The organism is Legionella gresilensis (genome assembly GCF_900639865.1).
Taxonomy (GTDB): Bacteria; Pseudomonadota; Gammaproteobacteria; order Legionellales; family Legionellaceae; genus Legionella_C; species Legionella_C gresilensis.
In genome coordinates, this window is record NZ_CAAAHX010000002.1 from 1 (window position 1) to 19,583 (window position 19,583).

Consider the following 19,583-nt stretch of genomic DNA (forward strand, 5'->3'; position numbering starts at 1 on the left):
TCTCTTTTTTATCCCAGGTGTTTAGTTGACAAGGCTATAAGTTCTGCCACGATTGTCACACGATTGCAGCCCCATTTCATCTTAGAATCTCTTCCCACGTTGGAAGATTCAAAATAACTGTTGAAGTTGCACCTGTTTCAACTCTCGTTTTATTAAGTTTAATCTAAGTGCCATCGGTTATAATAACACTTTTGCTCTTTATAGAATTACGGTTTTGCAACAGAACCATAATTAGAGCTGGAATAAATTGCACTGATTAGTATAGGCTATTTGTTGTTCAAGAAGTAATTTAAGATTAATGAAATCATCCCTCCTTGCTTGAAATAATTCTTTTAAGCTGTCTAAATTCTGTTGATACATGCCCCTAGTCTGCCTTGGATTCTGTACAGCGTATGCACACCAATTTTTATTCGGCGTTGACGAGCCATTTCCTTTAAGGATGGCAAAATCACTACCTAATTTAGAATTTAGTCCAAACCAATCGGTATCTGCAGGATCATCCCAATTCTGAAATTGAGTCGATGAATGGGGTTGTATAATGAATTCAGACATCGGACATTCTGAGCAGTAAACATAAACAACATGCATGGGAAGCATCTTCTGTGTACCACCTACCCCTTCGCGCCATTGCTTGTCAACAGCATCCCAATCTCTCTTAATACCAGGTACATAAGGCGCTCCAGAAGCATTAACATACGTTTGCAGTTCTTTAATAATAGTGTTAGTAAAATCAAAATGCTGTTGCCTGATAATTTGGCCATTTAGCTTATAGGTGAGACCTTTGGTGGTTATATTGTTATATTGTGATAACAAATTGACTAGTATTTTTTTATTCTCTTCGCTTGGTGGAATGCAAGTAAGTATTGTTGTCCACATAGGTTTATCTAGCGCCCAAAGTGCATATTCAAAGCCAGTAATATTTGCAAAAGCACGTCCAGAGCAATCGGTAACGCTACCTTTTTTAAGCAGTAATGTCTTATCTTTTTCTAGCATCGCTAAGACTTTTCCATATTTACCGCATACAATATAATGTAAAAATTTACGTACCTCTAATGGTGATTGGGAAAAAAATTGATGTCCCTTTGACAGCAGAGAAATTTTTAGTAGATCAGGGGTAGATAAATAGGGCGTGACTTCATTACCAATATTAAGTGGTAATTGGTTAAGAAATTTAAATTCATGTTGCATATCTTTTCACTTAAGGATTTTTAGAACTCATTACATTACTACGCTAAAATTCAGGTAGTAAAAATTGGTCCTATTCTATCATTTGATTTCCACTGCTCAAAAGCACCGCTCATTTCTTCAGTAATAAAAGCACCATATTCAGAAGGAATAAAGCCCTCATCTAAATCGAATGCAGGGTAATACCCTCGATTAAAGCATTTTCATTTCTTGAATAAGTTAAGAGGTAACTATAACTGTGTGAAGGTGAAAAAAATAAAATACTATTGTTAGCTGCCAGTCTATTGCAGTTGAAAACGGTAGTTTCTCATATAATAAATTCAATAATTTCCATGCATCTTCTTACATTTAACTTGAGACAATACTTGAGGATCCCGCCTAACATAATGATGCGAATTTTTTACATATGAAATTAATTTGTCGACGTCAGAAGAAAATTTTTTGTGATCATTTTTTAGAGTTTTTAATATAGTCTTGTTGAGGTTTAAACCTAGGTAGAACAGGTAAGGTAGTAGTATTGGCTGGATACCTTGCTGTGATTATCCTTATTTCTTGGTTCTCAACTGATTCACCTCGTTTTTCTTTCAAAGGATTTAAAATTATGCGTATGTTTAGAACAGTTTAATATTAACCTGGCACTAAATTTTAACAAGGTTATTATGATCATATAATACGAGAAACTTTAGTATTAAAAAGCTAAGTATGGATAACAGGAACCTAACAATCAATGAATTGCAATTGTTGAGACGCAAAGCGGTAGAAGCGGTGATAAAAGAAGGTTTAATGCAACCCTTTTATTGGGCTTTACGCCGTCAACAATAAGCCGATATATCAAAGCCTATAGAATGGATAGCGACACGAGTTTTAATTATAAACGCCGTGGGGTTGCTCCTTTAACTAACCGCTATTTGTCAGAAGAGCAATCGCAAGCACTGATAGCGATTTTATTAAACAAGACACCTGACGAAGTGGGGCTTGAACATTCGTTATGGAATAGCAAGAAGATTATCAGACATTTTATCGGGATAAAATTTTCAATTCACTATAGTGAGCGCGGCATAAGGAAGCTAATAAGCTCAATGGGCTTTCAAGTCAAAAGCCCATCAAACAGGCTTATCAACAAAATGACAACAAGGTGAAAACGTGGTTGACTGAAATCTACCCAGCTATTAAGGTTAGAGCTTCACAAGAAGGCGCAAGAATCTATTTTATCGATGAAATGGGTATCCAATCCACTGATAATCGCGGCAGAACCTATGGTTTAGTTGGCAAAACACCGGCAATTAAAAAGTCGGGTAGTCGATTTCAGAGCATTGAAAACACTGGATGATTTAACTATAAACATTCGCTATCACTTGACAAAAATTCAATTTAATCCTGAGAAAATCAGAAACTTCTTCAAGAAAAAAGAAGTCGCTTATGCAGTAGTATAGTTATTGTTATAATTTAGTGCCGGGGTAATATGCAAGAACATAGGCACAAACTTTCCCATTTGGAAAAAATTAGTTTCCAACTTACTTGATTCTCACGAGGCAATATATGTATTAAAATTATACAAATTGTAATTAAATAATGGAAATATTACTATGTGTCCTATTAATCAAAGCAATTTAGCAACTTTAAATGACAGCGAACTACAAACGATTCTGCCGCTTCCGGAAATTTTAATTTCTCATTCAAGCAACTTCAATGTTGATGCAAAAGGAGTTTGGGTATATGAAAAAACAGGTATAGCTTATCCGAATCTAGAGGATATCCCAAATTTAAAAAATACTGAGATACAACATGGCCTGGTGGTGAAAGGTCAATTAGAAGTGTACGGGCACTCAATTAAATTAGAATATATTACGCAAGATGCCTTACTTATACGCCAACGCCAAGTCTGGGTGATAAAGGGTACTAGCCAGGTTTATCAGGGAGAAATTACTAACTATACCTCCTCGACTAATAAAAAAGGTACTTTTAGCCAGACAGGTGAGGGAAAAGATGAGCAAGGGAACGTGCTTACGCTGGAATGCATTAACCCCAAAACCTTGCGCGCACGTCAACAACAAGTCTGGGTGATAAAGGGTACTAGTCAGGTTTATCAGGGAGAAATTACTAACTATACCTCCTCGACTAATAAAAAAGGTACTTTTAGCCAGACAGGTGAGGGAAAAGATGAGCAAGGGAACGTGCTTACGCTGGAATGCATTACCCAAAATGCCTTGCGCCAACGCCAAAAGAAAGATAAGCAGTTGAAGGGCAAAGCATTCTCTGCAATGAATGAAACAACGAGCACAGCTTTCCCTGAGGTAGAGTTACCCGTAAAATTTAGCCAGGTTGAAGAAGCGCTTGATGGGAACATCGATTTGTCTGAAGAATGGGTCAACTCTATACTTGCCACATCAGTCTGCACTCAAGAGCAGGCGGAAAATGAGGAAAGAGATGTTGACTTACTTGATTTTAATGACGAGATTCTAACACTATTAAGCACGCAGCCCCCTATCTTGTCATCAGCTGATGCGGATAAATTCAGTAGTAAGAGAAAAAGTAGCGAGCTTGCTTCAGAAATACAACAAGAAAGCCCAGCAACTGCCTTCGCCAATAAAAGGCTAAAATCTTCTGATTCACTCACAACATTTGGGTTTTTTGGAGCCAGAAACTCAGTTGATAGTCAAGATGAAACACATCAGAAAGATTCCGCTGATAGCTTAACTAATAAATAAAAAAATAATCTTTACCAAAGCTAACCTATGGACTGCATCGTAGAAGCTAAAGTAACATCTGTATTACAAAATAAGTATTTTTATTTAATTTTTTTGTTGTTTTCTCTTCCTTATCTGTCTAGGTATTACGCCGACGTTGAATTATTGTAATATTGACGTTTTAGCCTATTTTTTTAAGTTCTCAACAGTCAATAGTAATCCTGTGATTTAAGTTAGACTTAAATAATTTCACTGATATTATTAATAATTCAACGCCGGCTAAATGGCAAACAGCTTCACTCTTTTTTGGGCATAAAACTCCAAATCAACTTGAGGCGCTGATTAAGGCAGACTTAGAACATATAGCTTAATTGGGAGTGCATTTTTGCTTGACCATGTTATTTTGTAGTTTTCATAGTTTTTGCAACAGAACCCTTTTTTCAAATCTTTTATATATATTTAGGCTTTTTGCTAAGCAGTTCTTCTATCTCATCATAATTATCAACCTGGCAACTAGAAAGTTCATCAAGTAACCCAGAACGCTCAGCGCGTTGCAATATATCTATTATTTCAACTTCAGATGCGATATGGGAAGCTTTCCTTTTGTTTATTGGCGAGAAAAAGGTAGGACTGGCATTAGCAGTATGAGTATGCGTTATCGAAAGAGACTGTGATACTATTTTTTTATCTAAATTAGAGCTTGTTGCAGCACTTTTCTTTCGTAACTGCCATGCACTTTGCGTAATAGACTCTAAAGTAATCCGCTGACCTTGATTATCAATCAACTCACCTTGCATGATAAGACCGTCTCTTTCCACCGTATTTTCAAGCTTAGTACTATCGACTTCGGCGGTATACGCGAGACCTGTCTTTGCATAGACCCAAACCATAGCTTTTTTTGGCTGGTCTTTACGAAGTTGCCATGCACTCTGCGTAATATATTCTAAAGTAATCCGCTGACCTTGATTATCAATCAACTCACCTTGCATAATAAGGCCGTTTTTTTCCACCGTATTTTCAAACTTAGTACTATCGACTTCAGCGGCATACGCGACACCTGTCTTTGCATAGACCCAAAGCCTGGCTTGTTTTGCCCGGTCTTTACGAAGTTGCCATGTTCTTTGCGTAATACATTCTAAAGTAATCCGCTGACCTTGATTATCAATCAACTCACCTTGCATGATAAGGCCGTCTTTTTCCACCGTATTTTCCAGCTTAGTACTGTTGACTTCGATGGGATAGGCGACACCTGTCTTTGCATAGACCCAAACCCTGGCTTTTTTTGCCTGGTCTTTGCGAAGTTGCCATACTTTTTGCGTAATATATTCTAAATTAATCCGCTGACCTTGATTATCAATCAACTCACCTTGCACAACAAGGCCATTTTTTTCCTTTGTATTTTGAAGATCATTTATATCAAAAGGCGGGTCGTATTTCGTAGTAGTCTTGACTAACACCCACAGGCCTTGGCGATTTTTCCATGTTCTTTGCTTAATACATTCTAAAGTAATTCGCTGACCTTGATTATCAATCAACTCACCTTGCATAATAAGGCCGTTTTTTTCCACCGTATTTTCAAACTTAGTACTATCGACTTCGGCGGTATACGCGAGACCTGTCTTTGCATAGACCCAAACCATAGCTTTTTTTGCCCGACCTTTGCGAAGTTGCCATGCACTCTGCTTAATAGACTCTAAAGTAATCCGCTGACCTTGATTATCAATCAACTCACCTTGTACAATAAGACCGTCTTTTTCCACCGTATTTTCAAGCTTAGTATTATCGACTTCGGCGGCATATGCGACATCTGTCTTTGCATAGACCCAAACCCTGGCTTGTTTTGCCCGGCCTTTGCGAATTTGCCATGCATTGTGCGTAATATATTCTAAAGTAATCCGCTGACCTTGATTATCAATCAACTCACCTTGCATAATAAGCCGTTTTTTTTCACCGTATTTTCAAGCTTAGTGCTATCGACTTCGTTAGCGTACTGAATATCAGTCTTAAAATATACCCAAACTTTATTAGGATCTGTTGCGTGTTTAGGATCAATAAATTCAGAGAAGTTGACTGAATTGATGACTAAATCTTCGGGAAACGATAAAATTGTTTGAAAACTTTCATTATCATCTATCACGGACAAATCGTTTTGATTTCTAGGACACATAATATTATTTTCATTAACTAATTATATTTGTATAATTTTAATACAGATATCATCTCGTGAGAATCTAGTAAGTTGGAAACTATTATTTTCCAAATAAGATAGTATCAAGCTGCTCAAGGTAAGGTTGTGAGTCATGAACAGCGCCTGTGGTTATTTTAATGTCTAAAATAACGCGACTTTGGCTCGTTGTGCAGACATGCGCTTTATATTTTAAGGTGCGAGGCGCGCCTTTTTTAAACGCTAAGCTCGCATCAGGATCGGTTTTACTTTGATGGGTTTTATTAGAGATGGTTCGTTTAGTAAGCTTAACACCACTTTTGAGAGTTATTCTCATAGCAAAGTAACCTTGCCTTCTATTCGCAGTTGTTAAAGAAAAATTTAAAATCTCATACTCTCATACCATTCCAAACTATTTTCACTATCTGAAATATTTGCTAACTCAAAGAAATTAAATTCTTGTGGTTGTAAAGTTAATGTTGATTCTTTAAGGCCGATTAGATCATGACTTATATTCGGCCCTCCAACATACCAATTTCTATGATTATCAAGGTAAAAAGTATGCGACGTACCCGTAATAATTTTAATGATTTTATTTGAGTTAGGTAAATTAATAGGTTCAAATAATTTATCACCTTCCCATGAAACTGAAATAGGGCGCTTACTATCATTTGATTGATGCCTAATATAACCTCCTGAAAAATACCATTGACCTTGTGTATCACATGCAAACACATGGTAATCGCCCACAGCCAGTTTCTCAATTGGAAGGCCCTGTGGAGATTTATATTTAAAAATGAGATAAGAGGCACCCGCATTAGACCCTAATTGGTTACGACTATTGCGACCACAAGCAAACCATTGGCCACTACTACCACGTATAAAAGTATTTTCTTTACCAAGCTTAATGTCTAAAATTGTTTCTTGGGTGGGTAACGTAATAAGCACAGGCTCATTAATTTCTCCCTCAGTACCAAAAAGCTCACCTTTACCAAATCCATACCACCGACCATCACTATCGCGCAAACAAGTATGCTTATTTTTGTGAACCACATCGGTGATATTTTTACCCTTTTTCTGAATACAATCTAATGCTGCTTGATAGGGCTCTGAAGAATGATGCCATTGGCCCTTACTATCACAAATAAAATAATCGTAGTCACCCGTTGCAACTTTAGTAATGACACCATTTGAAAGCTCTATCTTCTTTATTTGTTCTGCATAGGTAGGAATCAGTTCTGAAGAAAGGTGCTTTCCAAATTCAAAATAGTTATTTTTCATATCGCCAAAAATAGCATATTCACTTCCCATGTGCATGGCTCTTATCAAAAAATCACTTGGAATGGGAATAGGCTCTATAGTCTTTGTTAAGGCTCTATATGGCCTCCCAACTGCAAATACTTTCCCCTCCCATAAATAAAAACTGCCAAATGCATGAACAGCGATTTGTAGTCTCTTTTTCTCAATATCCATTACTGCTTTAAGTTGGGGATTAGATGCGAATTTCTTAGACGTTAACCTTAATGAAAAAATACTATGTAGAGAAAGGTATTTAGATGCTATTACTCCGATAACGTCATCCGGCACATCTAAAATTGTTGTGTTGTTTTGCTCCATTTCATGTGGCGGGGAATTTTTTTCTTCTTGTAGCATAGTAATATCCCTTTCTTATAATTGTGTAGTAGTACCGGTAGTATCCCACTTTGAATAAATGTCTCTCAGGTCAATTTTAGTTAAACAAGCTTTTTATCCAAAGTTGGTTATCAATAAATATTGGCATCGGGTTCTCTCATAACTAATTAAACCTAGATAAGGGCGCTCATTATTATAATAATAAAACTCTTCGTCTAGCTTTTTAAAACCAAGTAATAGATTTATAAGATAATTCATTGCAGTAGGACTGCTTTCTTTAATGTTTATAGAGAGTTAATCCTCAAAAGATCCTACATTTACCAGTAATTTTGTTGATATTCTAAAACAATTTACTGTTTCAGAAGATGAAAATCACCCTTCTAACTTTAAACCTTAATTTATTTAGTTACATAGGGTTAATAACCTATGCATTGCTTATTTGAAAAGTACTCTAATTTAAGAAGTAGGCGGTTTAGGATTTGCGTCAAATGAACACCGATTTTAAACTCAGGGTTATTAAATTGTTGATTTTGCCAGAGCCAGGTACAATGTCCTGCAGTTAGAAAAACTAATTTTCCCCCATCACTTTTAATTAAAGAGCCTGTATAACGACCAGCTGGACTTAAATCTGGCTTAAAACCGCTAATTGAAACGACATTAGGATGCTCACAATTTAGATTGGTACTATATCATTAAGAAAGTTTTGGATAGTTTGTTTCAACCAAGCCTTGTACTTGTTGTGTGTTATACGCAATCAACTTCAAAAGGCTAAGTTTTCCTTAATCTCTTGCTTTGACATTTCATGTCTAAGCCCACTAGCAATAATTGCGACATATGATTTACATGACACTTCTAAAGGCTGTGCTGCTACATCCACTATATAATATGCTTTGGTAGCAAGAGCCAGTAATGTCCCTTACTTTTCATATGCTCACCTAAAAATGTTGCAAGTTTTCCAGATCCCCAAAAAATATCCCCACGCATGAACCCACGAATGGCGCCACCAATATCTTGCGCAATCATCAGGCGTTGTAGTTTTTTTTCCTTAGGTTGTTTTATAGTAGGTCGTGTTGTATCTAACCAGAGAGGGGCGCCAACTGGAATCCATTTTTTATCCACAGCTAAAGAATAGCCTGGAGTAAGAGTCATATTTTGTACACCGAGTGCAGCAGGCCTATTGATGTTTTCGAAAAAAACAAAAGATTTATTGGTATGAATAATTTTTTTCGCCTTCTCTGGGTGATTTTCTAAATAATGTAAGATAGCTTTTTTAGAGGCTTTATGTCGTGTCAGGATGCCTTTATTAATTAGCACTTCGGCAATGGAGGTATAAGGAGCACCATTCTCACCAGCATAATTTAGATAGAGGTCTTTGCCGTCAGGTAATTGAATGACACCAGAACCTTCTATTTCTAGAAAAAGCCGCTCTGCTGGGCTTTGGACCCAGGCAATCACAGGTGCTTTTTTCTTAAGGGCTCCTTTATCAATTTGCTCTCGAGTATACAAGGTTAAATATTTCCGATTTGGTAAACCATAAATTGGAGTATTATATTTATCAATTTTCTTTAAACTACCTTGTATTTTTGGCATGTAATAACCCGTAAATACGCTAGAAACAGGGCCGGTTTTTTTTTGCTCAAATTCAACGGGATAAAACCATTTTTCAAAAAAATTTTTTGCAGACTCTTTTGTAACAAAATTAAGTTCTAAGGCAGCTTTACAGGCAGGATACCAGTCACGAGCTTTTAACTTAATGTCTTGAGTTCCAATTGGATCTACTGGCGATTTTTTTAGAAACATCTCGCATGATGTCTGGAATGCTAATAAGGATTTTTGAACATTAGCCTTATCCCAGCCTGGCAAGTCTTTAAAAGACACATAAGTTAAAAAGAGATTTTTATTATTTACACTAACCTTTTTAGGAGATTGCTTATGTAAGGCGCTTTTTTTTACAACTACTGTTTCTAGTCCTCTCTCAAAATATGTATCATTTTTGGCCAAAATTTTGATGGCACTCATCTTTGTGGCATTCTTTATCACTTGGGTTTTAAACACTACATTTTGATAATTTAGCAGTTTCGTTTGGACTTCTACCTTATTGAAAGGCCCAACATGAAGAAAGGTAAGGCAAGTAATGCCACTTATTGTGTAAATTAATTTCTTACTCATAGCGGCGCAATACTTACATAAGATGAAGATAGAAGCAACACTTTTTATATTAATTATTCTAGTTGTAAAAAAATAAGTGTGTTGTTTCAGATATATTAATGAGATTTATCAAAAGAAATTGAAAAAAATAAATTTGAACATAAAATAGTCATTTTTTTAAAGCTATTATTCATGCCATCACTTACGTTTTTTACAGCGCTGCCATTAGATGTTGCTCTTACTATTCATTCTAAACTATCTGCCGAGACCTTGTATAAGAAATGTCGCTTAGTTGATAAATATCAATCGTTTATTGCGACTCTTGCTTTATTAAATAAGCAAGAGATTGATGCCGTTCCTTATCAACAACATTGTTTAGATAATTTATTAAAAAAGGAAATGACTTTTGCGACTGACATGGCTTATTTAACAGACGCACATTATAAACAATTAACTAATGTCTTGTTTAAGCTTATCAAAAATCCTTTATTAGATTTTAAAAGTAAATTACCCATTTTGCTGATTATAAGCAAATTAGAGAATAAACCTGCTTTAATTGATATTAGCCTAATCCATGACATTGAGGCGCAATTAAAGAGTGCTGATAGCGAAGAAATCTGTCTTGCCTTAAATTGGTTGGCTCATTTAGCGCCTTGTCTTTTACCAATTCATTTAGATAAGTTTATTACTTCTGTGAGCGTGATGTTAAAGGAGCCAAGCAAGCATGCTCGTCAAGCAATTAAGTGTTTATCATCGCTTGCGCCATATGCACAAACCATTAAGCTTACAACAATATGCACTGAGATTATGCCTAAATTGGCTGATTTAAACTGTTCTATTCGTAAAATAGCGGTAAAATGCTTGGCTGCGCTTGCGCCATACGTAACTTCCACCGAGCTTATGAAGATATGCACTAATGTCAGGGTGCAATTATCTTATGATGAGAGCTGGGATGTTCGCCAAGCTGCAATAAAGTGTTTAGCTGTGCTTGCACCATTTGTAAAACCCACCGAGCTTAGTAAAATATGTAATGAAGCTCGGGCTCAATTGGCTCATGAGGATGAGCTTATTCGCGAAGCAGCTTTAAATTGTTTGGCTGTGTTTTTGCCACATGCTCAACCTAGGGAGATTAGCAATATACTCTTTGAGGTCAAGGCTAAACTAAGTGACACTGACTGGGAGGTTCGCGAAGCAGCTATAAACTGTTTAGCCGCGCTTGTACCACTTGCACAACCCAGTGAAATTGACACAATACTTACTGAGGTCAAGGCTAAATTGCCTGATGCAAAGTGGGGCGTTCGCCAAGCCGCAGTAAAGTGTTTAACCGCGTTTGCACCCTACGTAAAACCCCCTGAGTTTACTTCGATATGTATTAAGGCTAGAGCTAAATTGGCCGATGTTGATGTGCATATTCGTTTAGCAGCCGTGAATTCTTTAACCTGGCTTGCGTCATACGGACAACCAACTGAGCTTAGCGCGATAGGCGTGGAAGTTATGACTAAATTAACTGATGCAGATCCAGGTATTCGCCGAGCAGCGCTAAAATGTTTAGCAGCGTTTGCGCAACATTTACAATCAACTGAATTGAACAAGATATGCACAGAAATTAAGTCTAAATTGACGGATGTGGACTGGCATGTTTGTTATGCAGCTTTTCAATGTTTAATCAAACTAGTAGCTAAATTACCCTATGGTGCTCAAAAAGAATTTATAAGCGCTAATAGTGGTAATTTATTACGTAGTGAATTTCGGGGGCCTTTTTATCAGTTAGTGAATTCACTAATCAGTCAACAAAGAAGAAAAGATAAAGAAGTGAATGAAATCCTTCAGTTAGTGAAAAATTATGACCCAATTTTACATATCTTTGCCACGAAATATAATGATTTACTACCTAACCATATGGTCACTGATAACAAAGAGTTTCATCCCTAGGTTAGCACTTCTTTAGGAAACGGCTAATTACTAATGTATAGGTCTGAATGACATGGACATTTAGTCTCACAGATGTTCATCTACTGGATAAGGAATTGGACGATTGCTTCATTAGCTGATTGTGCTTGTTTAGGTAAGAACTCAGGATAGGTATAGAAAGTATGGGGCATATCTTTATAATATAAAGTAGTCACTTTAACTTTGGCTGCTTTTAATTTTTCAATAAAAGCAATATTATCATCGCGCAATGGATCATCTTCCGCAATTAACATTAAAGTTTCTGGTAAATTCTGCAATTGTCCATGCATAGGACTTACATAAGGTATTTGCCAATTTCTTTTATCTGGGACATAGCAAAATCTTTCAAACGCTAATAAGCTAGAGTCTCCACGGGGGTTACCTATACCTAACTCGAAAATGGAAGGGTAGTTTTCAAAATTAAAATCCATTAGTGGACATAAACATAATACTTTATCAGGGATTTGAATGGCATGATCCGCACAATAAAGCGCTACTGCAGCTGCAAGGTTACCGCCAGCTGAATCACCACCAATAAAAATTTTAGCATTAGAGTTGGTTCGTATATATTTGTAAACAGTCAGGCAGTCTTCTAAAGCTGCGGGATAAGGATGCTCCGGTGCTAAACGATAATCAATACTTATAACTTTTATCCTACTCATGGAAGCGATTTTTTTTGCCCAAGCTTGATGCTTTCCAGCAGTAGGCGAAATCCAACCACCTCCATGTATATAAATAAAGATTGCAGAACTATCTAGGTCCTTAGGTATGAAAAGAGAAATCGGAACTTCTAAACCATCTTTACCTTTAATAATCTTTTTTTTGTGAGAAACATCTAAATACTTTTCTAAATCTGGATGCTCGGGATTTCCCCAGGCGGACCTTAGAATATCTAGCCATTGTTGAACAATTGATTTATTTTCGAGAAGATGTTGGTAAAAATGCTTTGCTGGCCCTTTTTTCATCCAGACAGGTTCTTTATTTTTTTTCATATAGTAAATCCGAAATTTGCTAAGCGTTGTTCGCATATTCCCAGACTTCAATTACTTAGGTAAATTTGCCTGGTCTATGATTTCAAATAAATCGGCTTTATAAATTAATTTAAATATAGCATCTACTTCATTATGATAATTCTAATTCCTAGAGCGAATATCATCATCTTCTATTTCAATTAGGTTCTTTCAGTGATAGGGGAAAAATAAGATTAGAAAGCTCGCCAAGTGAATTTAGCAAGGGCTCGAAAAGCTTAATCAATATTTGTTTGTGTAACTATGCAAAGTTTGTTTGGCTGACTATACTTTTCGCCGTTGCGATTATATCTATAGCATTTTTGGGTGCAATATATCGTTTAATTGCAACTAAATCTCTTGGAAGGGGATTTCCATATATAAACATTGGGTTTAATTAATGTGCAAAATTATAGGTGAGATTGATAGCTTTAGCTAATGTAGTCTTGACGTAGCGAAGTCAAAACGAAGCTTCACAATTATTGTAATCTATTAATAATATTATATTTTTTTGCAACTTTTATGCAAAAAAATGGTAAGATGCAATTTTTAATTGAAAGTATTTTGGTTTGATTTATAAAGGAGTAATGGCATGAAGCAAGCTGGACAAGTAAAGAAGCAAGAACACCAACTAAGCATGTATAATTTATTAAACTGGAGCACCGCCTATCGAGGTTATAATGCGCTGGTTGCAGGCCTTGTCATGATGCAATATATTAATAATCCTGAGGCTGCGGCAATAGAGTATCTGCCAGATGTCGCTATTCACGCTTTTGAAGCGATTGCGCCTAATACTTTAAACTGTCTAGGCGCGGCTGCTAACTACGTACGAGGAGTCCAAGCAGGGGTAGCTTTTTTTTCTAGTAAATCGACTATTCCTAAACCTGCTAATTTAGTTGATGTTGTTAATCATGGTATAAATATTTGCCATCGAGTAATGTCTTAACCTTTCGTTCTAGCATTTAAGTTCACTCATGTAGCCTTGATGTAGCGTAGCGCAATCAAGGTTTATTTTTATACAGATATTAATTTAATAACCTAAATTTATATTTTTAAGTTAATCCTAAACACTTATCTAAAAAATAAAAACACCTTGATTAATTTTTGATATTTAAAGATACTACCTTGTTCATTTTTTAAATGAATTTTAATTAATACCCTATTAAAAATCTAATTAATGAAATTATTATATTTTTATAGGTGCAATTATTTTTAATAAGGCTTTGTCCTAGAGCCAATTTTTAAAAGGTAGTTTAAATATGAAAACAATAAAATTAGTAGCGCTGGCTTCCTTATTTGTATCACAGATGGCTGCAGCTCTTCCTTGTGATGGATTTGAAATTAAGCTAAAAAACGACTTGGCTGATGATTTATTGGTAACTAAGATTAAATTACATGGTGGTAAGTTGAGCCCTGGCGGTATTCAAAAACTTGATAGTAAAACAGAGCAAGTATTCACAGTAAATAATACATCCAGTTTACCTATGGCTGGTGAACTTGTATTTCACACTATAACTTTACCAAGCAAAACAGTTAAGATCCATTTTAACTTAGCTAATACTGATTTAGGTTGTAGTTATGCGGATACCTCACCTACGAGTGATTATTCAGTGGCTGCAAGTGGTTCATTAAATCAACTTAATTACACAATTTATAATCGTTAAACAGTAATATTTACCTATGCGTAAGTTCAAATTAGGCTTACGCGTAGGTAATTTTCTCATATAATTTTTGTGGTAATATCTCTGCTTTGGAGGATGTAAAATTTACCATCGTCTATTAGCCATTCAATGTTTTGTGGCCAACCAAAAAGCTTTTCTGTATGCGTCATATCGAAACTATCATTAATTAATAGTACTAGGTAAAAGCTATAATTATTTTGAGTATGAGCAATTTAGTGATAAAAATAAATTCTACACAGATAAGTACTTACCTAGGCCGCAACTTTCTGAAGTATTTTTTTCAAATTGATACTCTTTATCTAGTAGTCTTTCAACTTGATTAAATATTTTAAGCCGCCGTTCTTTATTTTTTTCTGAAAATATATCATTGCCTAATGTAATTAACTGCTCACGATCAGAAAATGTAATAACAGTTTTAGTGCGAGATTTATCATTACGCGGATAGCATTCACCAACACATTCATTCCATGTTGGCGTATCAGTATATTCGCATAAAAAATTGCCCCAAAAATCAAAAATATATTCAGGCGTCGTATGTACTCTAATGTAGGTATGACTTTGGTCTGAATATAAGGTTTCTATTGATAACTCTACATCAACAAATTCAACCATTAGGAAATAAGCACCAACTATTGCATAGGTCTCACATGTCCCTGTTCCATACAGATAAGCATTTTCAAAATACTTAGAATAACGTGCAAACGGCTCAATAGTTTTTTGTACGTTCCTTTGTTCTTTATCAGAGAGACGAAGGCTATCTGCGATTACTGCGGGAAGTACATCAAGCTCGCTTTGCGAGTAATTAACAGGAAAGAACTGATTTTTATTGCGATCATTATTTATATAGTAAAGGCTAGCCACTCTCTCTGCAATTGGACTATTAGCTCTTCCAAAGAGTAGGACTTTATCAACTTTTTTCTTTAGTCTTGTAAAATATTCGGACATAACTTCAAGTTTATCCAGTGTCTCAATATAAGCATTTAATTCTACTTGAAGTTTAGTCATACAAGTTAATATTGATTAATTAGTGTTGCGCAATTATACGTACCAATAAAATACTGATCAACTTTCATTAATAATATACTTTTAAGGCACCTAGAAAAGGACAAGCCAGTTAAGATTTAATAATAAATAACGCATAAGTAGATTAATTAAGAGATTGCCAATAATCAATCTGGTTAAGAAAATAAATAGTAGCCAGATTTGATTTGACAAACCTCAATTTTGAAAGTTTTGTATTAAATTAAGTGCAATTTAAGGACTTTTAAATTTAGAAATGTTTCGTTTCAATTAATGACCAATCCAGCGTTTATAGCGCTGGATCAGCTAAATTTCCTTTGTCTTCTAGCCATGCTTTGCGATCAGTGGCTCGCTTTTTAGCAAGCAACATGTCCATAATAGACATGGAAGTATCTTCATCTTCAAGCGTTAACTGAACTAAGCGTCGTGTATCAGGATCCATCGTTGTTTCACGTAACTGCATAGGATTCATTTCACCTAATCCTTTAAAGCGCTGTACATTAATTTTTCCTGCATTTGACTTAGTAAGTTTAGTAATAACTTTTTGTTTTTCTTCCTCATCAAGAGCATAATGAACTTGTTTGCCTGCATCGATTCTATAAAGAGGTGGCATAGCGACAAATACATGTCCTGCTTTTACAAGTGGTCTAAAATGACGTAGGAAAAGGGCGCAAATTAAGGTGGCAATATGGGCGCCATCTGAATCAGCATCTGCTAAAATACAAATTTTACCATATCGTAAGCCAGACATATCTTCAGAGCCTGGATCAACACCAATAGCCACGGATATATCATGAATTTCTTGAGAAGCTAAAACATGAGAAGAATCAATTTCCCAAGTATTAAGTATTTTACCTCGTAAAGGTAATATAGCTTGGAAATCTTTATTACGTGCTTGCTTTGCAGAACCGCCTGCTGAATCTCCTTCTACTAAAAATAATTCAGCTTGTTTTAAATCAAGCTGCAAACAGTCAGCAAGCTTACCTGGTAAAGCTGGGCCTTGGCTTACCCGCTTACGAGCGACTTGTTTAGACTGTTTAAGTCTCCTTTGGGCGCGTTCGATAGCAAATGCAGCGATGGCTTCACCAAAGTTACGATGGTGGTTAAGCCATACAGCAAAAGCATCCTTAATTACCCCAGTTACAAAAGCTGCCGTTTGTCTTGAACTAAGTCGCTCTTTTGTTTGACCAGCAAATTGAGGCTCTTTCATTTTTACTGACAAAATATATTGACAAGGCTCCCATAAATCATCAGCGGTTAATTTAACACCACGGGGCAGTAAATTACGTAAATCACAAAAAGCAGCCAACGCATCAAAGAGGCCCGCACGTAAACCATTAACATGAGTTCCGCCTTGAATGGTGGGAATTAAATTCACATAACTTTCATTTAAGCCAGAAGGGGAGCTATTAGGTGACCAAGCAACAGCCCAATCAACGGTGGCTTCATCACTTGAAAATTCACCCGTAAAAGGCTCATCAGGAAAATAATCAGCAGGTAAAGATTGTTTTAAATAATCGACAAGCCCTTTCTCAAAACACCAGAAAGTCTTCTCCTGCGTGATATTATTGATAAATGTCATGGATAAACCAGGGCATAATACTGCTTTTGCCCTTAATACATGCATTAATTGTTTAGTTGAGAATTTGGGTGAATCAAAATATTTGGGATTAGGCCAAAAACGAATAGTCGTACCTGTATCGCGTTTTTTTACAACGCCTATTTCATTTAATTCCTGTGTCTTATCGCCATTAGCAAAAGACATTTGATAAACCACGCCATTACGTTTAATAGTAACTTCTACATGCTCCGATAAAGCGTTAACGACAGAAACCCCAACGCCATGTAAACCACCTGAAAAAGTATAATTTTTATCCGAGAATTTTCCACCTGCGTGTAAGCGCGTCATAATCACCTCAACCCCACTTAAGCCAAGTTGTGGGTGGAGATCAACAGGCATACCGCGGCCATTATCTTCAACTTCGATAGAATTATCTTGATGGAGTGTCACTATAATACTGTTGGCAAAACCAGCAATAACTTCATCAACACTATTATCAATAACTTCCTGCGCTAAATGATTAGGCCTAGTTGTATCAGTATACATTCCTGGCCGGCGTTGTACTGGTTCAAGGCCGCTTAATACTTCAATTGCTTGAGCCGTATAATTATCAGACATGACTTGATCACTTCTTTTTAAAGAGAGCTATTTTAGCATAAAAAGCACTCAAAATAGGAATGAAACTAGTGTTTATAGCATTAATTAGCTTCATTAGGCAAAAATATAATCTAAGTTAATAAATCAATTAAATTATAGATGAAAATAGTTTGATTTTATAAATATAAAAATTATCATGGTGCTTTCTTATCTAACAATAAATTCAAATTAAGGCAATGAAATGGCGACTCGACCAGACGAAGTATTTAAGAATGATGATTCGCAAATCGAAACTAGAGCATCAAGGGAGTTTAGACATCGTAAAGATAAAAACGATGTAAACGATGTAAGCGATGGGCGTGATTTCAAAACTTGGTATCATCCAGATGATGCCCAAAGGCTAGTCTGGAAATATTATAATGATATAAAAAATAATTTTCCATTTGATACTAACCAATCTATTAAAGATGTTATGTTACCGCCTTATGTATCTTTTGATGGTTATGAAATTAATGTAGTTAATTTTTTTACTGTATTAATTAACTTTTTTCAGCAAGCAAAAAATCAACATAAAGTTTTTTTGCCGTTTATAGTTAAGCCAGAAACAGGTGGTGCACATTATATAGCTGGTTTTTTAAAAAGAAATCCTGAAGGTAAAATAGATATCATTATTTTTAATCCAGTAGGATTAGATAATGATAGAATAGGTACTGAATTAGCTAACCTTGATAAAGAAAATCTTAACATAGCTAATATTATTTCGTCGCCACATACAATTCAAAGTATTGAAAATGACAAGGGTCTGCTTGCCTCTTGCGGTCCAATTTGTGTAGAGTTTTTAAGAATAGCGATGTCTAATCTAGATTGGTTATCGAGGCTTGATAAAGATTTTGAACTACCGTCAGATTTACTTGCTCCTTTGCAACAAGACTACCAAAAAACTGTAAAAGAATATCGTCTTAAGCATGAGCAAGTATTAACGCAGGTTACCGAACAAGATCTAGATCAACTAGATGAAGATTACAAATTTATTATTCCTGTAATGTTTGATGGATTATCGGCTTGGATAAAACAAAAGGATCTAAAAGTTACAAACGAATTTGACGAAGATGATCCGCTCTTAGAAGATGATTACGACTTTGATAATCAATTGTATGATGCAAGTGATGAAGAGGAAGTATTTAGCGATGGAGAAGAAGACCCAGATGACCAGAAAGAATTTACAGAGGATAGTATCCATACGCTATCAGCAAATCAAAGTTTAAATCCTGAGATGACCATAGCCACTCCGTATTCATCTCCTAAGTTATTACCGCAGAAACAAGTGGAAAATAAAAGTGAGTTAGACCAATTAAACAACCAAACTATAAAAAGGGTTGAAAATAACCAACGTCAGATGTTATTAGACGCTAATGTAAATGTAATTAAAGAAAATAATTTAAATAAAAGCACTGCCAGCTCTCCCCGCGGCGTGAAATATGTACAAGACGAAATTGATCGATTACGTAAAACTTCCAAAAGTTTTTTTGCCATTCGGTGTGAAAAAAAAGCAAAGCTTATTGAAACCGCTTTACAAGAAGCAATTGGAAAAGGTGACGATGTAAGAAATGACCAAGGCGTAAGAGCGGCCTTGGGCTATCATCGGATCTTTAGTTTTTTTGGTTTAAAGAAAGCAGATGCCTTACAACATATAGAAGAATCCTTAAATCTTCCAAAAAATCAATAATAATTAAGAAAACTTAGCCTTAATTAAGGCTAAGTTAATCCTTGGGCAAGAGGTCTATTGGTTAATTTCACTATTTTACTTCTATACTTAACTCATAAGCTGGTCTAAATTTAAACAAATATTAATTCAAGCTAATTAGTGTATACTAAAAGGGACATGACTGTAGAAGTTGTTGTTTTTAATAGAAAATTATTACCTTTAATTAATGACATGATTTTAACTCT

The 19,583-nt window shown here is 35.6% G+C and carries 16 protein-coding genes and 1 pseudogene; 7 read left to right on the plus strand and 10 right to left on the minus strand.

Features of this window, described 5'->3' with window-relative positions; translation table 11 throughout:
* Positions 1-231: 231 nt before the first annotated feature.
* Positions 232-1,188: an F-box protein gene (locus tag E1P04_RS01855; protein WP_131781236.1), complete on the minus strand. Its 957-nt coding sequence runs from the start codon at positions 1,186-1,188 to the stop codon at positions 232-234.
* Positions 1,189-2,030: 842 nt separating this feature from the next.
* Here E1P04_RS01855 and E1P04_RS01860 point away from each other — a divergent pair.
* The 3 genes from E1P04_RS01860 to E1P04_RS01870 all read left to right on the plus strand — a co-directional run bounded on the left by E1P04_RS01860 (position 2,031) and on the right by E1P04_RS01870 (position 3,893).
* A complete protein-coding gene (locus E1P04_RS01860) occupies positions 2,031-2,324 on the plus strand; it encodes a winged helix-turn-helix domain-containing protein (protein ID WP_131781237.1) in 294 nt (97 codons plus the stop codon).
* Positions 2,321-2,515, plus strand: a complete 195-nt coding sequence (locus tag E1P04_RS01865) for a hypothetical protein (protein WP_131781238.1) — start codon at positions 2,321-2,323, stop codon at positions 2,513-2,515. The genes E1P04_RS01860 and E1P04_RS01865 overlap by 4 nt, the downstream gene beginning before the upstream one ends.
* Before the next feature lie 256 nt (positions 2,516-2,771).
* Entirely contained in the window at positions 2,772-3,893 is a 1,122-nt protein-coding gene (locus tag E1P04_RS01870) for a hypothetical protein (protein WP_131781239.1), read from the plus strand.
* 428 nt (positions 3,894-4,321) lie between these two features.
* Here E1P04_RS01870 and E1P04_RS01875 read toward each other — a convergent pair whose 3' ends face one another.
* From E1P04_RS01875 to mltA, 5 genes and pseudogenes are all read right to left on the minus strand, one after another.
* On the minus strand, positions 4,322-5,803 hold the full coding sequence (locus E1P04_RS01875) for a hypothetical protein (RefSeq protein WP_131781240.1): 1,482 nt from the start codon (positions 5,801-5,803) through the stop codon (positions 4,322-4,324).
* Complete coding sequence (locus E1P04_RS01880; RefSeq protein ID WP_131781241.1) at positions 5,788-6,015, minus strand: hypothetical protein; 228 nt, start codon at positions 6,013-6,015, stop codon at positions 5,788-5,790. Before E1P04_RS01880 ends, E1P04_RS01875 begins: the two co-directional genes overlap by 16 nt.
* A gap of 136 nt (positions 6,016-6,151) precedes the next feature.
* Positions 6,152-6,337 (minus strand): annotated as a pseudogene (locus E1P04_RS01885) (IS1182-like element ISLlo2 family transposase); the annotation flags it as partial.
* Between the two features lie 80 nt (positions 6,338-6,417).
* On the minus strand, positions 6,418-7,689 hold the full coding sequence (locus E1P04_RS01890) for a hypothetical protein (protein ID WP_131781242.1): 1,272 nt from the start codon (positions 7,687-7,689) through the stop codon (positions 6,418-6,420).
* An 855-nt stretch (positions 7,690-8,544) separates the two neighbouring features.
* Positions 8,545-9,837 (minus strand): murein transglycosylase A, encoded by a 1,293-nt coding sequence (gene mltA / locus E1P04_RS01895; RefSeq protein WP_131781243.1) that lies wholly within the window; start codon positions 9,835-9,837, stop codon positions 8,545-8,547.
* Positions 9,838-10,008: 171 nt separating this feature from the next.
* On the opposite strand from mltA, the gene E1P04_RS01900 reads away from it, so the two are divergent.
* Entirely contained in the window at positions 10,009-11,748 is a 1,740-nt protein-coding gene (locus E1P04_RS01900) for a sister chromatid cohesion protein PDS5 (RefSeq protein WP_131781244.1), read from the plus strand.
* Positions 11,749-11,828: 80 nt separating this feature from the next.
* On the opposite strand, the gene E1P04_RS01905 is transcribed toward E1P04_RS01900, so the two are convergent.
* Complete coding sequence (locus E1P04_RS01905) at positions 11,829-12,758, minus strand: alpha/beta hydrolase (protein ID WP_165482651.1); 930 nt, start codon at positions 12,756-12,758, stop codon at positions 11,829-11,831.
* A 607-nt stretch (positions 12,759-13,365) separates the two neighbouring features.
* Here E1P04_RS01905 and E1P04_RS01910 point away from each other — a divergent pair.
* Together E1P04_RS01910 and E1P04_RS01915 are read left to right on the plus strand one after the other, a co-directional pair.
* Positions 13,366-13,719 (plus strand): hypothetical protein, encoded by a 354-nt coding sequence (locus E1P04_RS01910; RefSeq protein ID WP_131781246.1) that lies wholly within the window; start codon positions 13,366-13,368, stop codon positions 13,717-13,719.
* Positions 13,720-14,032: 313 nt separating this feature from the next.
* Positions 14,033-14,437: a hypothetical protein gene (locus E1P04_RS01915; protein WP_131781247.1), complete on the plus strand. Its 405-nt coding sequence runs from the start codon at positions 14,033-14,035 to the stop codon at positions 14,435-14,437.
* Positions 14,438-14,493: 56 nt separating this feature from the next.
* On the opposite strand, the gene E1P04_RS18335 is transcribed toward E1P04_RS01915, so the two are convergent.
* From E1P04_RS18335 to parE, 3 genes are all read right to left on the minus strand, one after another.
* On the minus strand, positions 14,494-14,604 hold the full coding sequence (locus E1P04_RS18335) for a PEP/pyruvate-binding domain-containing protein (protein ID WP_131781248.1): 111 nt from the start codon (positions 14,602-14,604) through the stop codon (positions 14,494-14,496).
* Between the two features lie 82 nt (positions 14,605-14,686).
* A complete protein-coding gene (locus E1P04_RS01925) occupies positions 14,687-15,460 on the minus strand; it encodes a hypothetical protein (protein WP_131781249.1) in 774 nt (257 codons plus the stop codon).
* A 304-nt stretch (positions 15,461-15,764) separates the two neighbouring features.
* Complete coding sequence (parE, locus tag E1P04_RS01930; protein ID WP_131781250.1) at positions 15,765-17,654, minus strand: DNA topoisomerase IV subunit B; 1,890 nt, start codon at positions 17,652-17,654, stop codon at positions 15,765-15,767.
* 220 nt (positions 17,655-17,874) lie between these two features.
* On the opposite strand from parE, the gene E1P04_RS01935 reads away from it, so the two are divergent.
* Positions 17,875-19,359 carry a hypothetical protein gene (locus tag E1P04_RS01935; protein WP_131781251.1) on the plus strand — a complete coding sequence of 495 codons (1,485 nt, stop codon included), beginning with the start codon at positions 17,875-17,877 and terminating at the stop codon, positions 19,357-19,359.
* The last annotated feature ends 224 nt before the right edge of the window (positions 19,360-19,583 follow it).

Excerpts from the sequence above, each read along its gene's own strand:
- E1P04_RS01935 (WP_131781251.1), top strand. The coding sequence starts at position 17,875 with ATGGCGACTCGACCAGACGAAGTATTTAAGAATGATGATTCGCAAATC.
- E1P04_RS18335 (WP_131781248.1), bottom strand. The coding sequence starts at position 14,604 with ATGACGCATACAGAAAAGCTTTTTGGTTGGCCACAAAACATTGAATGG.
- parE (WP_131781250.1), bottom strand. The coding sequence starts at position 17,654 with ATGTCTGATAATTATACGGCTCAAGCAATTGAAGTATTAAGCGGCCTT.
- E1P04_RS01925 (WP_131781249.1), bottom strand. The coding sequence starts at position 15,460 with ATGACTAAACTTCAAGTAGAATTAAATGCTTATATTGAGACACTGGAT.
- mltA (WP_131781243.1), bottom strand. The coding sequence starts at position 9,837 with ATGAGTAAGAAATTAATTTACACAATAAGTGGCATTACTTGCCTTACC.
- E1P04_RS01855 (WP_131781236.1), bottom strand. The coding sequence starts at position 1,188 with ATGCAACATGAATTTAAATTTCTTAACCAATTACCACTTAATATTGGT.
- E1P04_RS01870 (WP_131781239.1), top strand. The coding sequence starts at position 2,772 with ATGTGTCCTATTAATCAAAGCAATTTAGCAACTTTAAATGACAGCGAA.
- E1P04_RS01875 (WP_131781240.1), bottom strand. The coding sequence starts at position 5,803 with ATGCAAGGTGAGTTGATTGATAATCAAGGTCAGCGGATTACTTTAGAA.
- E1P04_RS01890 (WP_131781242.1), bottom strand. The coding sequence starts at position 7,689 with ATGCTACAAGAAGAAAAAAATTCCCCGCCACATGAAATGGAGCAAAAC.
- E1P04_RS01860 (WP_131781237.1), top strand. The coding sequence starts at position 2,031 with ATGGATAGCGACACGAGTTTTAATTATAAACGCCGTGGGGTTGCTCCT.
- E1P04_RS01900 (WP_131781244.1), top strand. The coding sequence starts at position 10,009 with ATGCCATCACTTACGTTTTTTACAGCGCTGCCATTAGATGTTGCTCTT.
- E1P04_RS01910 (WP_131781246.1), top strand. The coding sequence starts at position 13,366 with ATGAAGCAAGCTGGACAAGTAAAGAAGCAAGAACACCAACTAAGCATG.
- E1P04_RS01905 (WP_165482651.1), bottom strand. The coding sequence starts at position 12,758 with ATGAAAAAAAATAAAGAACCTGTCTGGATGAAAAAAGGGCCAGCAAAG.
- E1P04_RS01915 (WP_131781247.1), top strand. The coding sequence starts at position 14,033 with ATGAAAACAATAAAATTAGTAGCGCTGGCTTCCTTATTTGTATCACAG.